Annotated in this window: 12 protein-coding genes; 8 read left to right on the top strand and 4 right to left on the bottom strand. The window is 71.5% G+C overall.

Annotation, left to right across the window (positions count from 1 at the left end):
* Positions 1-24 precede the first annotated feature (24 nt).
* The 3 genes from ACSJDX_RS05475 (at position 25) to ACSJDX_RS05485 (ending at position 2,952) form a co-directional block, all read left to right on the top strand.
* A complete protein-coding gene (locus ACSJDX_RS05475; RefSeq protein WP_438354551.1) occupies positions 25-879 on the top strand; it encodes an ABC transporter ATP-binding protein in 855 nt (284 codons plus the stop codon).
* Positions 880-926: 47 nt separating this feature from the next.
* A complete protein-coding gene (locus tag ACSJDX_RS05480) occupies positions 927-1,778 on the top strand; it encodes an ABC transporter permease (protein WP_438354552.1) in 852 nt (283 codons plus the stop codon).
* A gap of 79 nt (positions 1,779-1,857) precedes the next feature.
* A complete protein-coding gene (locus tag ACSJDX_RS05485) occupies positions 1,858-2,952 on the top strand; it encodes an ABC transporter substrate-binding protein (RefSeq protein WP_438354553.1) in 1,095 nt (364 codons plus the stop codon).
* An 81-nt stretch (positions 2,953-3,033) separates the two neighbouring features.
* Here the strand turns inward: ACSJDX_RS05485 and ACSJDX_RS05490 are convergent, their stop codons facing one another.
* A complete protein-coding gene (locus tag ACSJDX_RS05490) occupies positions 3,034-5,547 on the bottom strand; it encodes a DEAD/DEAH box helicase (RefSeq protein ID WP_438354554.1) in 2,514 nt (837 codons plus the stop codon).
* A 392-nt stretch (positions 5,548-5,939) separates the two neighbouring features.
* Here ACSJDX_RS05490 and ACSJDX_RS05495 point away from each other — a divergent pair, with 392 nt between their 5' ends.
* Both ACSJDX_RS05495 and ACSJDX_RS05500 read left to right on the top strand, forming a co-directional pair.
* Complete coding sequence (locus tag ACSJDX_RS05495; RefSeq protein WP_438354555.1) at positions 5,940-6,272, top strand: GNAT family N-acetyltransferase; 333 nt, start codon at positions 5,940-5,942, stop codon at positions 6,270-6,272.
* A 104-nt stretch (positions 6,273-6,376) separates the two neighbouring features.
* Positions 6,377-7,339 (top strand): pirin family protein, encoded by a 963-nt coding sequence (locus tag ACSJDX_RS05500; RefSeq protein ID WP_438354556.1) that lies wholly within the window; start codon positions 6,377-6,379, stop codon positions 7,337-7,339.
* 22 nt (positions 7,340-7,361) lie between these two features.
* Here the strand turns inward: ACSJDX_RS05500 and ACSJDX_RS05505 are convergent, their stop codons facing one another.
* Positions 7,362-10,940, bottom strand: a complete 3,579-nt coding sequence (locus ACSJDX_RS05505; protein ID WP_438354557.1) for a S8 family serine peptidase — start codon at positions 10,938-10,940, stop codon at positions 7,362-7,364.
* A 155-nt stretch (positions 10,941-11,095) separates the two neighbouring features.
* On the opposite strand from ACSJDX_RS05505, the gene ACSJDX_RS05510 reads away from it, so the two are divergent.
* From ACSJDX_RS05510 to ACSJDX_RS05520, 3 genes are all read left to right on the top strand, one after another.
* Positions 11,096-11,644: an ECF transporter S component gene (locus tag ACSJDX_RS05510; RefSeq protein WP_438354558.1), complete on the top strand. Its 549-nt coding sequence runs from the start codon at positions 11,096-11,098 to the stop codon at positions 11,642-11,644.
* A gap of 159 nt (positions 11,645-11,803) precedes the next feature.
* Complete coding sequence (locus ACSJDX_RS05515) at positions 11,804-13,657, top strand: ABC transporter ATP-binding protein (protein ID WP_438354559.1); 1,854 nt, start codon at positions 11,804-11,806, stop codon at positions 13,655-13,657.
* A complete protein-coding gene (locus ACSJDX_RS05520; protein WP_438354560.1) occupies positions 13,654-14,445 on the top strand; it encodes an energy-coupling factor transporter transmembrane component T family protein in 792 nt (263 codons plus the stop codon). Before ACSJDX_RS05515 ends, ACSJDX_RS05520 begins: the two co-directional genes overlap by 4 nt.
* 63 nt (positions 14,446-14,508) lie before the next feature.
* Here the strand turns inward: ACSJDX_RS05520 and ACSJDX_RS05525 are convergent, their stop codons facing one another.
* Together ACSJDX_RS05525 and ACSJDX_RS05530 are read right to left on the bottom strand one after the other, a co-directional pair.
* The gene (locus ACSJDX_RS05525; RefSeq protein ID WP_438354561.1) at positions 14,509-15,507 is read right to left on the bottom strand and encodes an N-acetylglucosamine kinase; all 999 of its coding nucleotides are present in this window, start codon (positions 15,505-15,507) and stop codon (positions 14,509-14,511) included.
* Positions 15,495-16,754, bottom strand: a complete 1,260-nt coding sequence (locus ACSJDX_RS05530; RefSeq protein ID WP_438354562.1) for a 6-phospho-beta-glucosidase — start codon at positions 16,752-16,754, stop codon at positions 15,495-15,497. The genes ACSJDX_RS05525 and ACSJDX_RS05530 overlap by 13 nt, the downstream gene beginning before the upstream one ends.
* Between the last annotated feature and the right edge of the window lie 28 nt (positions 16,755-16,782).

Below are 16,782 nucleotides of genomic sequence, written 5' to 3' on the forward strand. Positions count from 1 at the left end.
CTGCACAGACAGAGAGGTCATCGCATGAGTGCCACGCACACACGCGTCCCTGCGGAGCCGGGAGTCGCCGATGATGCGGCCCGGATCGAGATCGTCGGCCTGACGAAGCGCTTCCTCACCCCCAAGGGGAAGCCGTTCACGGCCATCAACGACGTGACCCTCACGGTCGAGGCAGGACAGTTCTGCGCGATCGTGGGCCCCACCGGATGCGGAAAGTCCACCACCCTCGCCCAGGTCTCGGGCCTGGAGAAGCCGTCGGGCGGATCCGTCCACGTCGGCGGGCACATCGTCGACGGGATCACCGACGGCGTCAGCTACATGTTCCAGGGCGACTCGCTCTTCCCCTGGAAGACCGTGCTGAAGAACGTCTCCATCGGCCCGATCCTGCTCGGCACGCCGAAGAAGGAGGCCGAGACGCTCGCCAAGGACTGGCTGCGCCGCGTCGGACTGTCCGGCTTCGAGGACCGCTACCCGCACCAGCTCTCGGGCGGAATGCGCAAGCGCGTCGCGATGGCGGCAGCGCTCATCAACAACCCGCGCATCCTCCTCATGGACGAACCGTTCGGAGCGCTGGACGTGCAGACCAAGGCCATCATGCAGACCGAGCTGCTCGGGCTGTGGGAGGAGATCCGTCCGACCGTGCTGTTCATCACCCACGACCTCGACGAGGCCGTCGCCCTGTCGGACAAGGTCATGATCATGACCTCCAGCCCCGGCACGGTCAAGGAGGTCTTCGACATCGATCTGCCCCGCCCCCGCGGCGACGTGCAGACCCTGCGCCACGAGAAGCACTTCATCGAGCTGCAGTCGAAGATCTGGGAATCCCTGAAGGACGAGGTCAACCGGGCCTACGCGACGACCGCGGCGGTGGCGGCATGAGCGGCGTCCTGACCCAGCGGGCGGAGCTTCAGTCGGCAGGCGACATCATGCCTGTCATCCACAGCGACGCCAACCAGCTCCAGATCAACGCGCGCAAGGCGCGCACGCGGCGGACGGTGTGGGTGTGGACCGGCCGCATCGCGTTCGCCGTCATCGTGATCGGCGGATGGGAGATCGCCGCGCGCACGAAGGTCCTCGACCCCTTCTTCTACGGCCAGCCTTCGGGTATCTGGGATGCCCTGGTCACGCTGTTCACGAAGGGCACCGCGTTCGGCTCCATCTGGGAGCAGCTGTGGGTCACGATCCAAGAGGCGCTGTGGGGCTTCGTCGCCGGCACGATCGCCGGTGTGATCATCGGCATCCTGCTCGGGTCCAACCGCTACCTGAGCGACGTGTTCAGCCCGTACATCAAGATCGCCAACTCGATCCCCCGCATCGTGCTCGGCGCGATCTTCATCGTCGCGTTCGGTCTGGGCATCTTCCCGAAGATCCTGCTCGCGGCCGTGCTGGTGTTCTTCGCCGTCTTCTTCAACGCCTACCAGGGCGTGCGGGAAGTCGACCAGAACCTCGTCGCCAACGTGAAGGTGCTCGGAGCCGGACCCCTCCAGGTCGCCCGGCACGTCACGATCCCGTCGGCCATGACGTGGATCATCGCGTCGCTGCACACCGCCTTCGGCTTCGCGATCATCGGCGCCCTGGTGGCCGAGGTGCTCGGTGCGCAGAAGGGCATCGGCCTCATCATCAGCCAGGCGCAGGGACGCTTCGACCCCGACACGGTCTTCGCCTGCATGGTCATCATGGCCGTCTTCACGCTGGCCGCGGAGTACCTGATCTCGCTGCTCGAGCGCGGCCTCCTCCGCTGGCGCCCGCCGGTGCGCTCCGACGCGCAGAGCATCTGAGCGCGGCATCCGTCTCCTCCTCCACCCCTGAAACACCGTCGCGGACCTCCCGCGACGCCACCGAAAGGAAACGCACAACATGAACAAGCGCAGCATCGTCGCTGTCGCCGCCGTGGTCTCCGCGCTGTCGCTGAGCCTCGCCGCCTGCAGCGGGTCGTCGACCCCGGCCGCGACCTCCTCCGACGGCACGGCCCTGCCCACCGCGACCATGATGGTCGGCGGCATCGACAAGCAGATCTACCTGCCGTACCAGCTGGCCGAGAGCCTGGGCTTCTACAAGAAGTACGGCGTCGACATGCAGCTGTCGACCGAGCAGAACGGCGGCGTCGGCGCCGAGGAGGCCATGGTCTCGGGCCAGGTCAACTTCTCCGGCGCCTGGTACATCCACGCCCCCCAGCTGCAGGCTCAGGGCAAGGACATCATCAACGTGGTGCAGCTGTCGGGCGCGCCCGGCGAGCGCATCATGTGCCGTCCGGACGCCAACGTGAAGACCCCCGCCGACATCAAGGGCAAGAAGATGGGCGTCACCGACCTCGGCTCCGGCACCGACCAGCTCACGCAGTTCGTCGCGTCGAAGGGCGGGCTCAAGCCGAGCGACTACACCACGGTCGCGGTGCACGCCGGTGCGACGGCGATCGCGGCGCTGCAGCGCGGCGAGGCCGACTGCGTCATGACGACGCAGCCCACCGTCTCGGCGCTCGAGTCGCAGGGGATCGCCACCTCGGCGATCGACCTGGCCACCACCTCCGGTGCGCAGCAGAACCTGGGCGGCGCCTGGCCGGCCGCCGGCCTCATCGCCGACGCGGCGTGGGTCAACCAGCACAAGGACGTCGTGCAGAAGGTCGTCACGGCCCTCGTCGCCACGATGGACTGGATGAGCACCCACACCGCGCAGGACGTCGCCGACGCGCTGCCGCAGGACTTCGTGCAGAACAGCACGATCACCAAGGCCGACTACGTGAAGGCGCTGGAGGCCGACTACGGGCAGTTCCTTCCCGACGGACTCATGCCCGCCGGCGGTCCGAAGACGATCTACCAGATGCTGAACACGATCGGCACGGACGTCACCCAGGTGAAGTACGCGACGACGTTCACGAACGAGTACGCGGACGCGGCGCTGAAGCAGCTCGGGATCACCCCGACGACGAAGCCCGCCGACACCACGAACGGCTGAGCCGCCCGAGCTCGGCCACCGGAGGCCCCGCACGCGAGTGCGGGGCCTCCGGTCCGTCCTGTGCGGCTTCGGGATGCCGCGCTACAGCCTCAGCACCTCGGTCACGCGCACGACCGCGGTGCCCTCCTCCTCGGACGCCGCGAGGTCGACCTCCGCACGGATGCGCCAGTCGTGGTCGCCGGCCGGGTCGTCGAGGGTCTGCTCGATCCGCCAGACGCCGTGAGCCGCGGCATCCGTCTCGTCGATCGCGACGAGGGCCGGCGAGCGGGCCGGTCCCCCGGTGCGCAGCTCGTCGTGGTCGTCGTAGTACGCGTCGAGGGCCGCCGGCCAGTCGACGTCGGGGTCGAGGGCGGCGAGCTCGTCGTCGCGCTGGAGGGCCGCCAGCTGCACGCGTCGGAACAGCTCGTTGCGCACCAGCACCAGGAACGCGCGGCGGTTGGTGAGCACCGACGGGGGCGCGGGCGGCACGACGGGCGCCGTCGGGTCGTCCACGGGGTTGATGAGGCTCTCCCATTCGTCGACGAGGCTCGAATCGACCTGCCGCACGAGCTCGCCGAGCCACGCGATGAGGTCGAGGAGGGCCTCCGTCTGCGCCTCCGCCGGCACCGTCTGTCGGATCGCCCGGTAGGCGTCGCTCAGATAGCGCAGCACCAGCCCCTCGCTGCGGGCCAGCGAGTAGACGTTGATCAGCTCCGCGAACGACAGCGCCCGCTCGAACATGTCGCGCACCACCGACTTGGGCGACAGTTCGAAGTCGCGCACCCACGGCTGGCTCGAGGCGAACACCTCGAACGACTGCGCCAGCAGCTCCCCCAGCGGTTTGGGCCACGTGACCTGCTCGAGCGCCTCCATCCGCTCGTCGTACTCGATCCCGTCGCGCTTCATCGCCGCGACCGCCTCGCCGCGCGCGAGGAACTGCTGCTGCGAAAGCACGGGACGCGGGTCGTCGAGCGTGGCCTCGATGATGCTCACCACGTCGAGCGCATAGTGCCCGGTGCCGACGGATGCCTCACCCGCCGCATCATCGGGATCCAGCAGCGCGATCGCGGCGAGCGCGAAAGGCGACAGCGGCTGGTTGAGCGCGAAGTTCGGCTGAAGGTCGACGGTGAGCCGGATGACGCCGCCGATCACCTCGACCACGTCGGCCTGCACCAGCGTGCGGAAGATCGCGATCGCGCGACGGGCGAGCTCGTACTGCCGGGCTCGCGGCTCGTGGTTGTCGAAGACGAGCGAGCGCACGTTCGCGAACACGTCGCCCCCGCGCGCGATCACGTTGATGAGCATGGCGGCGGTGAGCTGCAGCCGGGGCACGAGAGGCTCGGGCTCGGCGTCGACGAGACGTTCAAAGGATGCCTCGCCCCAGTTCACGAACCCCTGCGGCGCCTTCTTGCGCACCACCTTCTTGAGCTTCTTCGGATCGTCGCCCGCCTTCGCCACGGCCGCGGCGTTCTCGATCTCGTGCTCCGGCGCCATCACCACGACGGTGCCCGCCGTGTCGTACCCCGCCCGGCCGGCGCGCCCGGCGATCTGGTGGAACTCGCGGGCGCTGAGCTGCCGCATCCGCTGTCCGTCGTATTTCGTGAGCGCTGTGATGAGGACCGTCCGGATCGGCACGTTGATGCCGACGCCCAGGGTGTCGGTGCCGCAGATCACCCGCAGGAGTCCGCGCTGGGCGAGCGTCTCCACGAGTCGCCGGTAGCGCGGGAGCATGCCGGCGTGGTGCACGCCGATGCCGGCTCGCACGAAACGCGACAGGGTGCGGCCGAACACCGTCGTGAACCGGAACCCCCCGATCGCCTCGGCGATCTCGTCGCGCTGCTCGCGGCTGACGATGCGGATCGACGACAGCGCCTGGGCCCGCTCCATCGCCGCGGCCTGCGAGAAGTGCACCACGTAGACCGGCGCCTGCCGGGTGTCGAGGAGCTCCTCGACGGTCTCGTGGATGGGAGTGCGCGCGTAGGAGAAGTGCAGCGGCACGGGTCGTTCCACGCCCGTGACGAGGGCGGTGGAGCGACCGGTGCGGCGCGAGAGGTCGTCGGCGATCGCCGTGACGTCGCCGAGGGTCGCCGACATGAGGATGAACTGCGCGCGAGGAAGGAGCAGCAGCGGCACCTGCCACGCCCAGCCCCGGTCGGGGTCGCCGTAGTAGTGGAACTCGTCCATCACGACCTGGTCGACGTCGCTGTCGGGACCGTGCCGGAGGGCGAGATTGGCGAGGATCTCGGCCGTGCAGCAGATGATCGAGGCATCCGGATTCACCGACGAATCGCCCGTGACCATCCCGACGTTCTCGGCACCGAAGATGTCGACGAGGGCGAAGAACTTCTCGCTCACGAGCGCCTTGATTGGCGCCGTGTAATAGGAGCGGCCGCCGCGGGAGAAGGATGCCGCGTGGGCGGCCACCGCGACGAGCGACTTGCCCGTTCCGGTCGGGGTGGACAGGATCACGTGCGCGCCCGACACGATCTCGATGACCGCCTCGTCCTGCGCCGGGTAGAGGGTGATGCCGCGTTCGCCGGCCCAGCCGACGAAGCCGTCGTAGATCGCGTCGGGCTCGGCCCCGCGCGGGACGAGGTCGAGGAGGGTGGGCGGCATGCTCCCACTCTGCCGCCTTTCTCCGCAGCCCGGCGCACGGGGGACCCGTCGGCGCGCCCGGGATGCCCGCCTCCCGCCCGGCGATCGGTCGAGATGTTCTCTCCCGCGCGTCGAACCTCACGCTCACACGACCTCGAGTCCGGCGCTCTCGCCGTCGCCCACGACCCGACCCTCCCGGCCGTTGAACCTCCCGCTCACGCGACCCGAGAACGACGACCGGTGGCCGGACATCGATGGTGCGAGTGGTGCGCGCGCTCACCGTGTCGGTTGCGTGAGCGGGAAGTTCAATGCCGTGGGGAGAATGTCTCGGCGATCGGAAGGACCCGCGACATACGGCATGGCGGAACATCGCCTGCGCGACCTACGTTGAGAGCACGGACGAGAGGAACCCGGTGAGCGACGAGAACGTGACAGTCACCCGCAATGACGAGGCGGGGCGCTACGAGGTGCACGTCGACGGCGAGCTCACCGGGTTCACGGAGTTCGCGCCGGACGCACAGGGACGACTCGTCTTCCCCCACACTGTGATCGACCCGGCGTTCGCCGGTCAGGGGCTCGGGTCGGTGCTCGTCGGGCGGGCGCTCGCCGATGTCGCCCGCCGCGGCGAGGTGATCGTGCCGCTGTGCCCGTTCGTGCGGAGGTATCTCGCGGGGCCCACCGTCGAGGGGCTCGTAGCCGTCCCGCGCGAGAGGCGCGGCGACGATGACGCGGGCGCGAGCGCATGACCCGCCTCGACCTCGAGCCCTCCGACGACGGAGTCGGAACGACGCTTCGACGGGATCCGCACCCGGAGGGGGCTCCGCAACCCGACGGGGCGCAGCGATCGGAAATGGCTCAGCGACGCGATACCCCGGTGAGCCCCGGACCGCGCGCGCTCCTGCTCGAGAGCCGGGAGGTGCCGCTCGGCGGGGTGCGCGGCATGCAGGTGACCCGTGCGCTCCCGCAGCGCGAGCTCCCGATGGTGGGCGCGTGGTGCTTCCTGGACCGATTCGGACCGCAGGTGACGACCATGCGGGTGGAGCCGCATCCGCACATCGGACTGCAGACCGTGACGTGGCCGTTCGAGGGGGAGGTGCGCCATCGCGACGCCGTCGACAGCGACGTCGTCGTGCGGCGCGGCGTGCTCAACCTCATGACGAGCGGGGCCGGCATCGCGCACTCGGAGTACTCCGTCGGGGACGGGCCCGTCCCGCTCGACGCGCTGCAGCTGTGGGTCGCGCTCCCCGAATCGCGCCGTCACGGCGCACCGGCCTTCGAGCGGCACGAGCGCCTTCCCGAGATCGCGCTCGATGCCGTCGCCGGCGAGCCCGGCGCCGCCGTGGTCGTGCTCGGCGAGCTGGGCGCCGCGGCATCCCCGGCCACCGTGCACACCCCGATCGTGGGCGCCGAGGTGCGCATCCCCGCCGGATCCCGCGTGCGCGTGCCGCTGCGCCCCGACTGGGAGCATGCGATCGCGGGAGTGTTCGGAGAGGTGGATGCCTCCACCGATGCGTTCGAGACGGTCTCCGTCGGCCCGCAGCATCTGCTGTACCTCGGCACCGACCGCGCCGAGATCGAACTGACCAGCGAAACGGGCGGCACGGTGTTCCTGCTCGGCGGTGAGCCGTTCGAGGACGACATCGTGATGTGGTGGAACTTCGTCGGCCGCACGCACGAGGAGATCGTCGACGCCCGCGAGGAGTGGGAGGCCTCGGCCCCGCGATTCGGTCACGTCGTCGGTCACGGCGCCGAGCGCATCCCCGCCCCGCCGCTGCCCGCCGTGCGCCTGACGGCCCGCCGCCGCCGGGTCTGAACGGACCCGGCGGCGATCGGAGCTACCTCAGCACGAGGAACGCCGAGACCCCGGTGGACTCCTCGACCGTCGCGCTGCCCGGGTACGAGACCACGACGACGTGCACGCCGCGCGACTGCTTCGGCAGATCGATCGTGACCGCGCCGCCGGACAGCGTCCCGGTGTACTTCTTCGAGCCGACCCACACGCTCACGTCGCCGCTGGCGGGCTCACCGCCGGAGGGGGTGACCGCGACGGTCACCGCGTAGTTCTGCGACGACGTGCCGAGGTACCGGTTCATCGTCACCTTGGTCTTCGAGGTGTACTTGACGAAGACCTCGTTGCTGGTCGCGGTGCCCACGTTGGGATTTCCGGTCGCGGTCGCGGTGACCTTCACCGACAGGGCCGAACCCACGTCGTCCTTCGTCACCTTGTAGGTCGCCGCCGTGGCGCCCGCGATCGGCTGGCCGGCGCGCAGCCATTGGTACGCGACCTGCACGTCGGCGGGATCCCACGTGCCGGGCGTGGCCGTGAGGGTCTTCCCGACCTTCGGAGTGCCACTCACGACGGGCGGGGCGGTAGCCACCGGAGCCGCCGGTCCGCTGTCGACCGTGAGCACGGTGCGCACCGCCGAGTCGCCGTAGCCGACGACGCCGCGGTACTTCGTGGCCGCCTGCAGCCCTGTCCACGACAGGGTGTACGTCGCGGGCTGACCCTGCGTCACCGGCAGCGGGTTGGGGGTTGCCGTGAGCGATCCGACGCCGCCCGGGGTGACGACGGCCGACGTGAGGTCCCACGTCATCGGCCGGGTGGTGGCGTACACGTTCGCCACGACCATGTAGTAGCCCGGGGTGGGATTCGCGAGCGACACCTGCTCGTCGGCCGATCCGGTCGCCGACGACCAGCGCTCGTAGTAGCGCGGGTCGGTCGGGCTCACGATGCGGTAGACGAACAGGTCCAGGTCGCTTCCGGTGTCGTCCGACGAGTCGAGGGTGAACTGCGCGAGGGTCGCCCCTTCGGGCACCTGGAGCGTCCACGTCACGTTCTTGTCGGCGTCGCCCGACGACTGGTCGCCGGAGTGGCCCGGCACCGGGTGCGTCGGATCGGTGAGCAGTTCGACCGGGGCGAGGCCCGAGAGATTCAGCGGCAGCTCGCCGGTGATCCCCGCGTCGATCGTCACGTCGGTGGAGCCGGTGATGCCGGTGCCGGAGACGGATGCCGGGGCATCCGCCGTCACGGGCTGCACCGCCAGCGGCGACCGCACGCGGCTGCCGTCCTCCCCCGTCCAGGTGAGGAAGCCGGTCGCCCACTGCTCGACGGCGGCGGACCGGTTGGTGAACGTCACCTCGAACGGCTTCGCCTGACCGGCCTCGTCGAACGTGAGCGTCGTCGGCGAGACCACGACATCCACGCCCGGGATGCTCGCATCCACCGTGTAGATGCCCGGCCGCGTGGCCGTCACCGTGCGGGTGATCGTCTCGGGCTTGGACAGGGTGCCGATCGCGATCGAGGCGAGGTTGAGCTGACTGGCGTCGATCGGCTCGACCTGGAGGTCGGCCAGTCCCTGACCCTGGATGTAGGCCGCCCAGTCGCTCGGACCGTTGAGGTACAGCAGCCCGGTGTCCAGGTACTTCGTCGGGTCGACGTGTCCCGCGCCCTGCGCGAACGGATCGGTGTTCGGCGAGCCGTCGCCGTTCACCGTGTCGTAGGCGGTGGTCATCATCGCCGACTTGATCTCGGCGGGCGAGGCCTTCGGCCGCTCGCCGAGGTACAGCGCGGCGAGTCCGGCGATGTGCGGCGACGACATCGACGTCCCCGAGAGGAACCCGTACGTCGGAGTCTGACCGGCGGGGTTGTTCGTCGCGGCGAGGATCGCGACGCCCGGCGCCGAGATGTCGGGCTTGAGCACGTCGCTCCCCCCGGCGAGCATGGGTCCGCGGCTGGAGAAGCCCGCGACCACCGGGGTCGGGGTCACCGTGTTGGTCTTGTTCCCGCTCACCAGGGTGGCCGTGGCATCCGCCGTCGTCCGCACGTAGGCGAGCAGATCGGTGCGGTGCGTCGAGTCGATGTGGATCGTCGGCACGGCGTGGAAGTCGTTGTCGAGCGAGTTGGGCGTGACGTTGACGAGGATCATGCCGATCCCGCCGGCCGCCTTGACCACCTCGGACTTCTCGGCGCGCGCGTTCGTGCCGCGATCGCACACGACGATCTTGGTGGCGGCCTTCGCCGGGTCGATCGAACTCGGGAGGCAGAGGGCGGCGTTGGCGCTGGAGGCACCCGGGGCGGCGATGTCGCCGGCGTAGACGACCGGCCCGGTGATCGACTGCCCGAACGGCACCGTCACGGTGTCGCCCACGGCCTCGAACCCGTTCGGCAGTCGCACGGTGCCCTCGTACGTCGGGATGGTGGATGCCGCGACCGTCGTGTACCAGGGCGAGGCATGGTCGGCGGTCGAGGCGCCCGGTCCGGAGTTTCCGGCGCTGACGGCGACGAACACGCCCGCGGCGGCCGCGTTGAGGAAGGACACGTCATCGGGCGCGAGGACACTGGAGGCCGAGCCGCCGCCGATCGAGTAGTTGATGACGTCCACGCCGTCCGCGACGGCCGCGTCGATCGCGTCGAGCAGGTCGCTCAGGGCGCAGATGTCGTCGGTGTTGTCGGCCGGGTCGGGACCCTCGTAGCAGGCCTTGTACGCCGCGACCTTCGCCGCCGGGGCGACACCCGAGATGGTGCCGAAGTCGACGCCGCCGACGCTGGCCGGCACGCCGCTGTTGCCGGCCGCGGTGCTCGCCGTGTGCGAGCCGTGTCCGGCGCCGTCGCGGGGCGACAGGATGTCGTACTGGAAGTCGAATCCGGTGGCCGCGGCCCCGCTGGAGAAGTACTTCGCGCCGACGAGCTTGGTGGAGTAGGCATCCGCACTCCACTGGTCGCCGCTCACCCGGGCGCTGCGGAAGTCGGTGCCGTCGCCCTTGGTGAAGACGACGTCGTTTCCGGCGAGGTAGGGCTCGGTTCCGGGTGCGGTGCCGAGCGGGTTGCCCGCGAAGGACCTGTTCTCGGGGGCGATGCCGGTGTCGACCACGCCGACCACGACGCCCTTGCCGGCGCCGTCCGTGCCGCCGAGGCGGTTCCAGACGCCGCTGTCGCCCTCGAGGCCGAGGAACTGCGTCGACGGGACGGCATCGGGGTGGCGGATCTCGTCGGGGTACACCCCGAGCACGCCCTTCGAGGCGGCGACCTTCGCGGCCTCCTCAGGCGACATCTTCGCGCTGAACCCGTTGAGGGTGGTCTGGTAGGTGGCCTGCGGCTGCACGCCGGTCTCCCGCGCCACGGCGTCCTGTCGCTGCGCGAGGAAGCGCTGATACTGCTTCACCTCGGGGGCCTGCGCGTCGAGCTTCTGGCCCTCGTCGGGCTTGGTGGGAGCCAGCCCCGGCTGGCCGCCGTCGTAGGTCGCGACCGGCTTCTCGTCCAGCAGCACGATGTAGTTGCCCGAGGGCGACTCGATCGGCGTCGGAGGGGGAGCATCCGGTGCGGGGCTGGCCGCGTAGCCGGCCGAGACGGCGGATCCGGTGAACAGGGCGGCGAGTGTGACGACCGCGGCTGCTCGCACGGTGATGCGAGACATATTCTGCGCTCCAATGGATTCTGGGGAGAGAGAGCGAGGGTGACCCGGCGCCGTACAGCGACGGCACTGGGCTGACGCAAACGTAACTCACAGCATCCACTCAGCCAATGGGCGACTGTGAGAATCTGATGAGAGGTGCCCGCTAGGCTGAGCAGGTGGCCCAGCGATCGCGCATCTCGACGAGCGTTCTGCTCACGTGCGCCGCGATCGGGGTCGCAACAGGGCTCGTAGGAGGCGCCGCGGGCTGGCTCACCGTCGGCGTCCTGGCCCTGACGCCGTGGGCGTACGGACTGCTTCTGGGCGTGCACGTGCTGCCCGGGATCATCGCGCAGGAAGTGCTCCGGATGCCATGGGTCGCCCTCCTCGCGCACGTGCTGGCGGCGCTCGTCTCCAGCGCGGTCGCGCCGATCTACGTGCTGAACTTCCTGGGCACCGCGATCCTGTTCGGCGGGATCCAGGAGCTGGTCGCCGCGGTGGTGCGGTACCGCTCATGGGCGCCGTGGCGCTTCTTCATCTCGGCGATCGTGATCGGCGCGGTGGTCGCGGCCGCGGTGTACTTCGCCGCGCACCTGAAGGTGCTCGGCCCGTGGGCGCTGGTCGCCGGTCTGGTGCTGGCCGTCGTCGGCCCGGTCGCGTGGACCGCCGCCGGCCTCGGCGTCGGTGCGGGCCTCCGCCGCGCGGGCATCGGCACCCGCCGGCGCTGACCCCCTCCCGCGTCTCCCTCGGGTGAGACCTCACTCCCGCATCGAGACCCCTGCGGTCCGCCGCCGTCTCGATGCGGGAGTGCGGTCTCACCCACCGACCTCGAGGAGGAGCGCGGGGGCCGGGTAGGTTAGGGGAGACTTACCCGAACGGACGAGACCGTGGCCGCACCCGAGCGCGATGCCGCCGAGCGCACGGCGAGCGCCCTGCTGACGGTGCGCGACCTCGCGATCACGCATGACGGAGCGGATGCCGCGACCCCCGCATCGGTGACGTTCGCGGTCGCTCCCGGGGAGGTCGTGCTGCTCCTGGGCCCGAGCGGCTCGGGCAAGTCGACCCTGACCCTCGCCCTGAACGGGCTCATCCCACACGACCTTCCGGCCGAGGTGCGCGGCACCGTCGAGGTCGGGGGGATGGCGGCATCCGACTCGTCCGTCGCCGAGCTCAGCACCCGCGTGGCCATGGTCTTCCAGGACCCCGACGCCCAGCTGGTGACCGGCACCGTGCTCGACGAGGTGGCCTTCGGACCCGAGAATCTGCGGATGCCGGTGGCCGAGGTGCTCGCCCGCGCCGAGGCCGCCCTGCGTCGGGTGGGGCTGTGGGAGCGGCGCGCCGACAACCCCGATCGGCTGTCGGGCGGCGGCAGGCAGCGGCTCGCGATCGCGTGCGCCCTCGCGATGGGATCGCCGCTGCTCGTGCTCGACGAACCCACGGCGAACCTCGACCCGGCCGGCGTCGAGGAGGTCTACGCGGCCCTGGCCGAGATCGTGGCGACCGGCGATCGAGCGGTCGTGCTGGTCGAGCACAACCTCGACGCGGCGATGGATCTCGTCGACCGGGTCGTGGTGCTCGACCAGGATGGATGCATCGTGGCCGACGGTCCGGCCGGTGCGGTGCTGCGCGAGCGCGCCGCCGAACTGCACGCGCTCGGGGTGTGGCTGCCGGTCTCGGCCCTCGCCGCGCTGCGGCTGCGGGCGGCGGGGTGGCGGATGCATCCGCTCCCTCTCACCCCTGCGGAGCTGCACGCGGCGCTCGAGGCGGAGGACGCCCCCGCCGACGAGGTCCGGAGCATCGCGCCGACGTCGGAGCCGTCCGCCCCCATCCTCCGAGGATCGCGCGATTCTCCGAGCGTCGTTCGCACGGGTGCGCACGACGGCGGCCGGGACGCCGAACCCGACCGGGTGGGCCGGCCGCTCATCCGGGTCCGGGGTCTCACGCTCGCGCGCGGGCGAGGCCGCGGGCGCACCGACGTGCTGCACGGCATCGACCTCGACATCGCCCGCGGATCTTTCACCGCGATCGTGGGCGCCAACGGGGCGGGCAAGACGAGCCTCATCCAGGCGATCGCCGGGGTGATCGCGCCGCCGCGCGGCGCCGTCACCCTCGACGGAATCGACGTGGGGCGCGCCGACGTGCGCACCCTCGCGGCGCGGATCGGGTTCGTGTTCCAGAACCCCGAGCACCAGTTCGTCGCGCACACCGTCTTCGACGAGCTCGCCCACGGACTGCGGCTGCGCCGGCTGCCCACCGACGAGGTGCGCGATCGGACCGAGCGGATGCTGCGCCGCTTCGGCCTCGAGGGCAAGCGCGATGCGCATCCGTTCCACCTGTCGGGCGGGCAGAAGCGCAGGCTCTCGGTCGGCACGGCGCTCATCACCGCCCAGCTCGCGAGCTCCCCCGTGCTCGCGCTCGACGAGCCGACGTTCGGGCAGGACCGCGCCCGCGCCGACGAGCTGCTCACCCTCCTCGACGAGCTGCGCTCCGCCGGTGCCACCGTCCTCGTCGTGACGCACGACATGCAGCTGGTGACCGAGCACGCCGACCGCACGATCGTGCTCGGCGGAGGGCGTGTCCTGGCCGCCGGCGCCACCGCCGACGTCTTCGGCGATCGCGCCCTGATCGAGGCGGCCGGGCTGCGGCTGCCTCCCCTGCGCCGGGCGCTGGCGGGGGTGACGCGGCATCCGCGGTTCGCCGGCGTCGCGCGCCTGGCCGACCTGCCGGGGAGCTCCCGATGACCGCCGACCCGTACGCGACCGCCGCGGGACCGGGCGCTCTGGCCACGCTCAACCCGCTCGCGAAGCTCGCCGCGGTCGTACCGATCATGATCGCGCTCGTGTTCGTGCGCGGTCCCGTCACCCCGGCTGTGCTGCTTGTGCTCGCCTACGCGGTGCTGCTCGCCGGCGCACGGATCACCCGCGGGCTCGGCGCGCTCCTGGTGGGGCTGCCGGTGATCGTGCTGCTGATCTCGATCGGGTTCGCGGCATGGACGGATGCCGCGCAGGTCGCCATGACCCCGGTGGTGTGGCGCATCGGCGAGTGGCGCCTGCACGCGGGCGCGCTCGAGATCGGTCTCGCCACGGGGCTGAGGCTCGGGGCGCTGTTCGCGCTGAGTCTGATCCCGGGGGCGTCCACGAGCGGACCCGACCTCGTGCGGGCCTCCGTGCAGCAGCTGCGCGTGCCGTACCGGGTCGGGTACACGGCGCTCGCGGCATTCCGGTTCGTGCCGCGGTTCGGGCACGAGCTCGACGTGATCCGCCAGGCGCACCGGGTGCGCGGCGCGCACGGCGGGCGCGGTCCGTTCGCCGCGATCGCGCGCGGATGGGGCCATCTCGTGCCCCTGCTGGCCGGGGCGATCCGGCACGCCGAGCGGGTGGCGCTGGCGATGGACGCCCGCGCCTTCGGCGCCCACCCCGATCGCACCGAGCGCCACCTCGTGCCCTGGCGCGCACGGGACACGGTGTTCGTGGCGGCGTTCTGGGCACTGTCGGGGGCGGTCGTCTGGGGTGCCGCCATCTGGGCGTGACGCGGGATCCGTCCCGGTGGCTCGACCCGAGCGTGCGATCGGAACGGAGCGCCGCCCGTCCCGTCAGCCCCCCGCGAGGAGCGGAGCGGGAGCGCCGAACGCGGCCCGCAGGCGACCGAGCTCTGCCGCGCCGAGGCCGGCGTGCAGCGCCGCCGCGACGGCGGCACCGGCCACCGGCGCGGTGGACGGACGCACGATCCGCGCGCGCGGCACGACGGCGGAGATCCCCGCGGTGATGCGGTCGTCGAGGAGGGCGTGACCTGCCTGCAGGATGCTGCCCCCCAGCACGATCGGGATGTCACGCTCGGCCAGGTCGAGACGCGTGACGATCGCGCGCACGAACGCGACGATCTCGTCGGCCTGCCGGTCCACCAGCCCCCGCGCCACGGCGTCGCCCGTCGCCGCCGCGTCGAAGATGGCCGGAGCGAGGTCGGTGAGCTCGGCGCTGTCGCGCTCACCCAGATGGAGGGCGGCGATGAGGTCGGGGACGGAGGCGACACCGAAGTGGTCGACGAGCGCCGCGGTGAGCGCGGTCGCCGGTCCGCGCCCGTCGACGGCGCGCGCGGCGTGCCAGAGGGCCTCCGGTCCGAGTCCCGAGCCGCCGCCCCAATCGCCCGACAGCGCACCGAGCGACGGGAACCGCACGACCGCGCCGTCGGCGCGCACCCCGACGGCGTTGATGCCGCTGCCGCACACGACGGCCGCGGCATCCGGCTCGTCGGTCCCGGCGCGCAGCAGCGCGAACAGGTCGTTGTCGACCACGAGGCCGGCGCGCGCCCAGTCGAGCCCGGCCACCGCGGCGCGGTAGCGCGCGATCTCGACCGGGAGGTCGACGCCGGAGAGGTACAGGTCGGCTTGCACGACCGGCACCTCCCCGGCGACCTGGTGCACGAGTGCGTCGACGATCTCGACCGAGCGGTCCAGGCCCTCGAAGTGCGGGCTGGAGCCCGGTCCGCGCACGTGCGCGATCACGGTTCCGTCACGGGTCAGCGCGACGGCGTCGGTCTTCGTGCCGCCGCCGTCGACGGCGACGATGACGCCGTCGGCGGTCACGACGCCCACGGCAGGAACCTCGCGTTCGCGCCGAGGAGCAGATCGGTCAGTCGCTCCGCACGGTCGTGCTGGAGGACGAGGGGGTGCGCGCGCATCGCGCGCACGACCCTCTCGCGGCCGCCGTGCACCGCGGCATCCAGCGCCAGGCGCTCGTACCCGGCGACGGCGGCGATCAGTCCGCGCACGTCGTCGTCGAGCGGCGCGACCGGCTCGGCGACGAACCGGGCACCGTCGAAGCGGGCAGGCACCTCGATCACATGATCGTCGGGCAGGAACGGCAGCACCCCGTCGTTGCGCAGGTTCACGACACGGGCCGGACCCGGCACGCCGCGGATCGCGGCGAGCAGCTCGACCGCCGCCTCGGAGTAGAACGCTCCGCCGCGCCGCTCCAGCGCCTCCGGCTTGGTGTCGACGGCGGGGTCGGCGTACAGGGCCAGCAGCTCGTTCTCGATCGCACGCACGGCCTCGGCGCGCGACGGCTCCGCCCGCTGCTCGGCGAGCACCTCGTCATGCGCGTAGTAGTAGCGCAGGTAGTACGAGGGCACTGCGCCGAGCTGCGTCAGCAGTGCGGGAGCGAGATGCACGTCGTCGGAGAGGTCGCCGAGCCGCTCGCGAAGCAGCTCGGGAAGGATGTCGCGACCGCCGACGCGGATGCTGCGCTCCCAGGTCAGGTGGTTGAGCCCGACATGCCCGAGCGCGACCTCGTCGGGCGAGACGCCCGCGATCGCGGCGAACCGCCGCTGGAAGCCGATGGCGACGTTGCAGAGCCCGACGGCGCGGTGCCCGGCCTGCAGGAGCGCGCGGGTGACGATCCCCACGGGGTTGGTGAAGTCGACGATCCAGGCGCCCGGCGCCGCGTGCGCCCGCACCGTCTCGGCGATCGCCAGCGCGACCGGCACCGTGCGCAGCGCCTTGGCGAGGCCCCCCGGTCCGGTGGTCTCCTGACCGATGCAGTGCGCGTCGTGCGGCCACGTCTCGTCGGCGTGCCGCGCATCCTGCCCGCCGATCCGCAGCTGGAGCAGCACGGCATCCGCCCCCTCCACGCCCTCGCGCACGTCGCTCGTCGCGAGGATGCGCGCGGGACTCCCCGCCCGCGCGAGCATGCGGCGCGCCATGCCGCCGACGAGCTCGAGACGCCGCGGGTCGGGGTCGACCAGGGCGATCTCGGTCAGCGGCAACACGTCGGCGTACCGCGTGAAGCCGTCGATGAGCTCGGGAGTGTAGGTCGAGCCTCCGCCGACGATGGCGAGCTTCATTGTCTTCCTTCCGGAGGGAGTGGATGCC

The organism is Microbacterium fluminis (genome assembly GCF_051549805.1).
Classification (GTDB): Bacteria; Actinomycetota; Actinomycetes; order Actinomycetales; family Microbacteriaceae; genus Microbacterium.

Excerpts from the sequence above, each read along its gene's own strand:
- ACSJDX_RS05490 (WP_438354554.1), bottom strand. The coding sequence starts at position 5,547 with ATGCCGCCCACCCTCCTCGACCTCGTCCCGCGCGGGGCCGAGCCCGAC.
- ACSJDX_RS05520 (WP_438354560.1), top strand. The coding sequence starts at position 13,654 with ATGACCGCCGACCCGTACGCGACCGCCGCGGGACCGGGCGCTCTGGCC.
- ACSJDX_RS05475 (WP_438354551.1), top strand. The coding sequence starts at position 25 with ATGAGTGCCACGCACACACGCGTCCCTGCGGAGCCGGGAGTCGCCGAT.
- ACSJDX_RS05480 (WP_438354552.1), top strand. The coding sequence starts at position 927 with ATGCCTGTCATCCACAGCGACGCCAACCAGCTCCAGATCAACGCGCGC.
- ACSJDX_RS05485 (WP_438354553.1), top strand. The coding sequence starts at position 1,858 with ATGAACAAGCGCAGCATCGTCGCTGTCGCCGCCGTGGTCTCCGCGCTG.
- ACSJDX_RS05500 (WP_438354556.1), top strand. The coding sequence starts at position 6,377 with ATGGCTCAGCGACGCGATACCCCGGTGAGCCCCGGACCGCGCGCGCTC.
- ACSJDX_RS05505 (WP_438354557.1), bottom strand. The coding sequence starts at position 10,940 with ATGTCTCGCATCACCGTGCGAGCAGCCGCGGTCGTCACACTCGCCGCC.
- ACSJDX_RS05530 (WP_438354562.1), bottom strand. The coding sequence starts at position 16,754 with ATGAAGCTCGCCATCGTCGGCGGAGGCTCGACCTACACTCCCGAGCTC.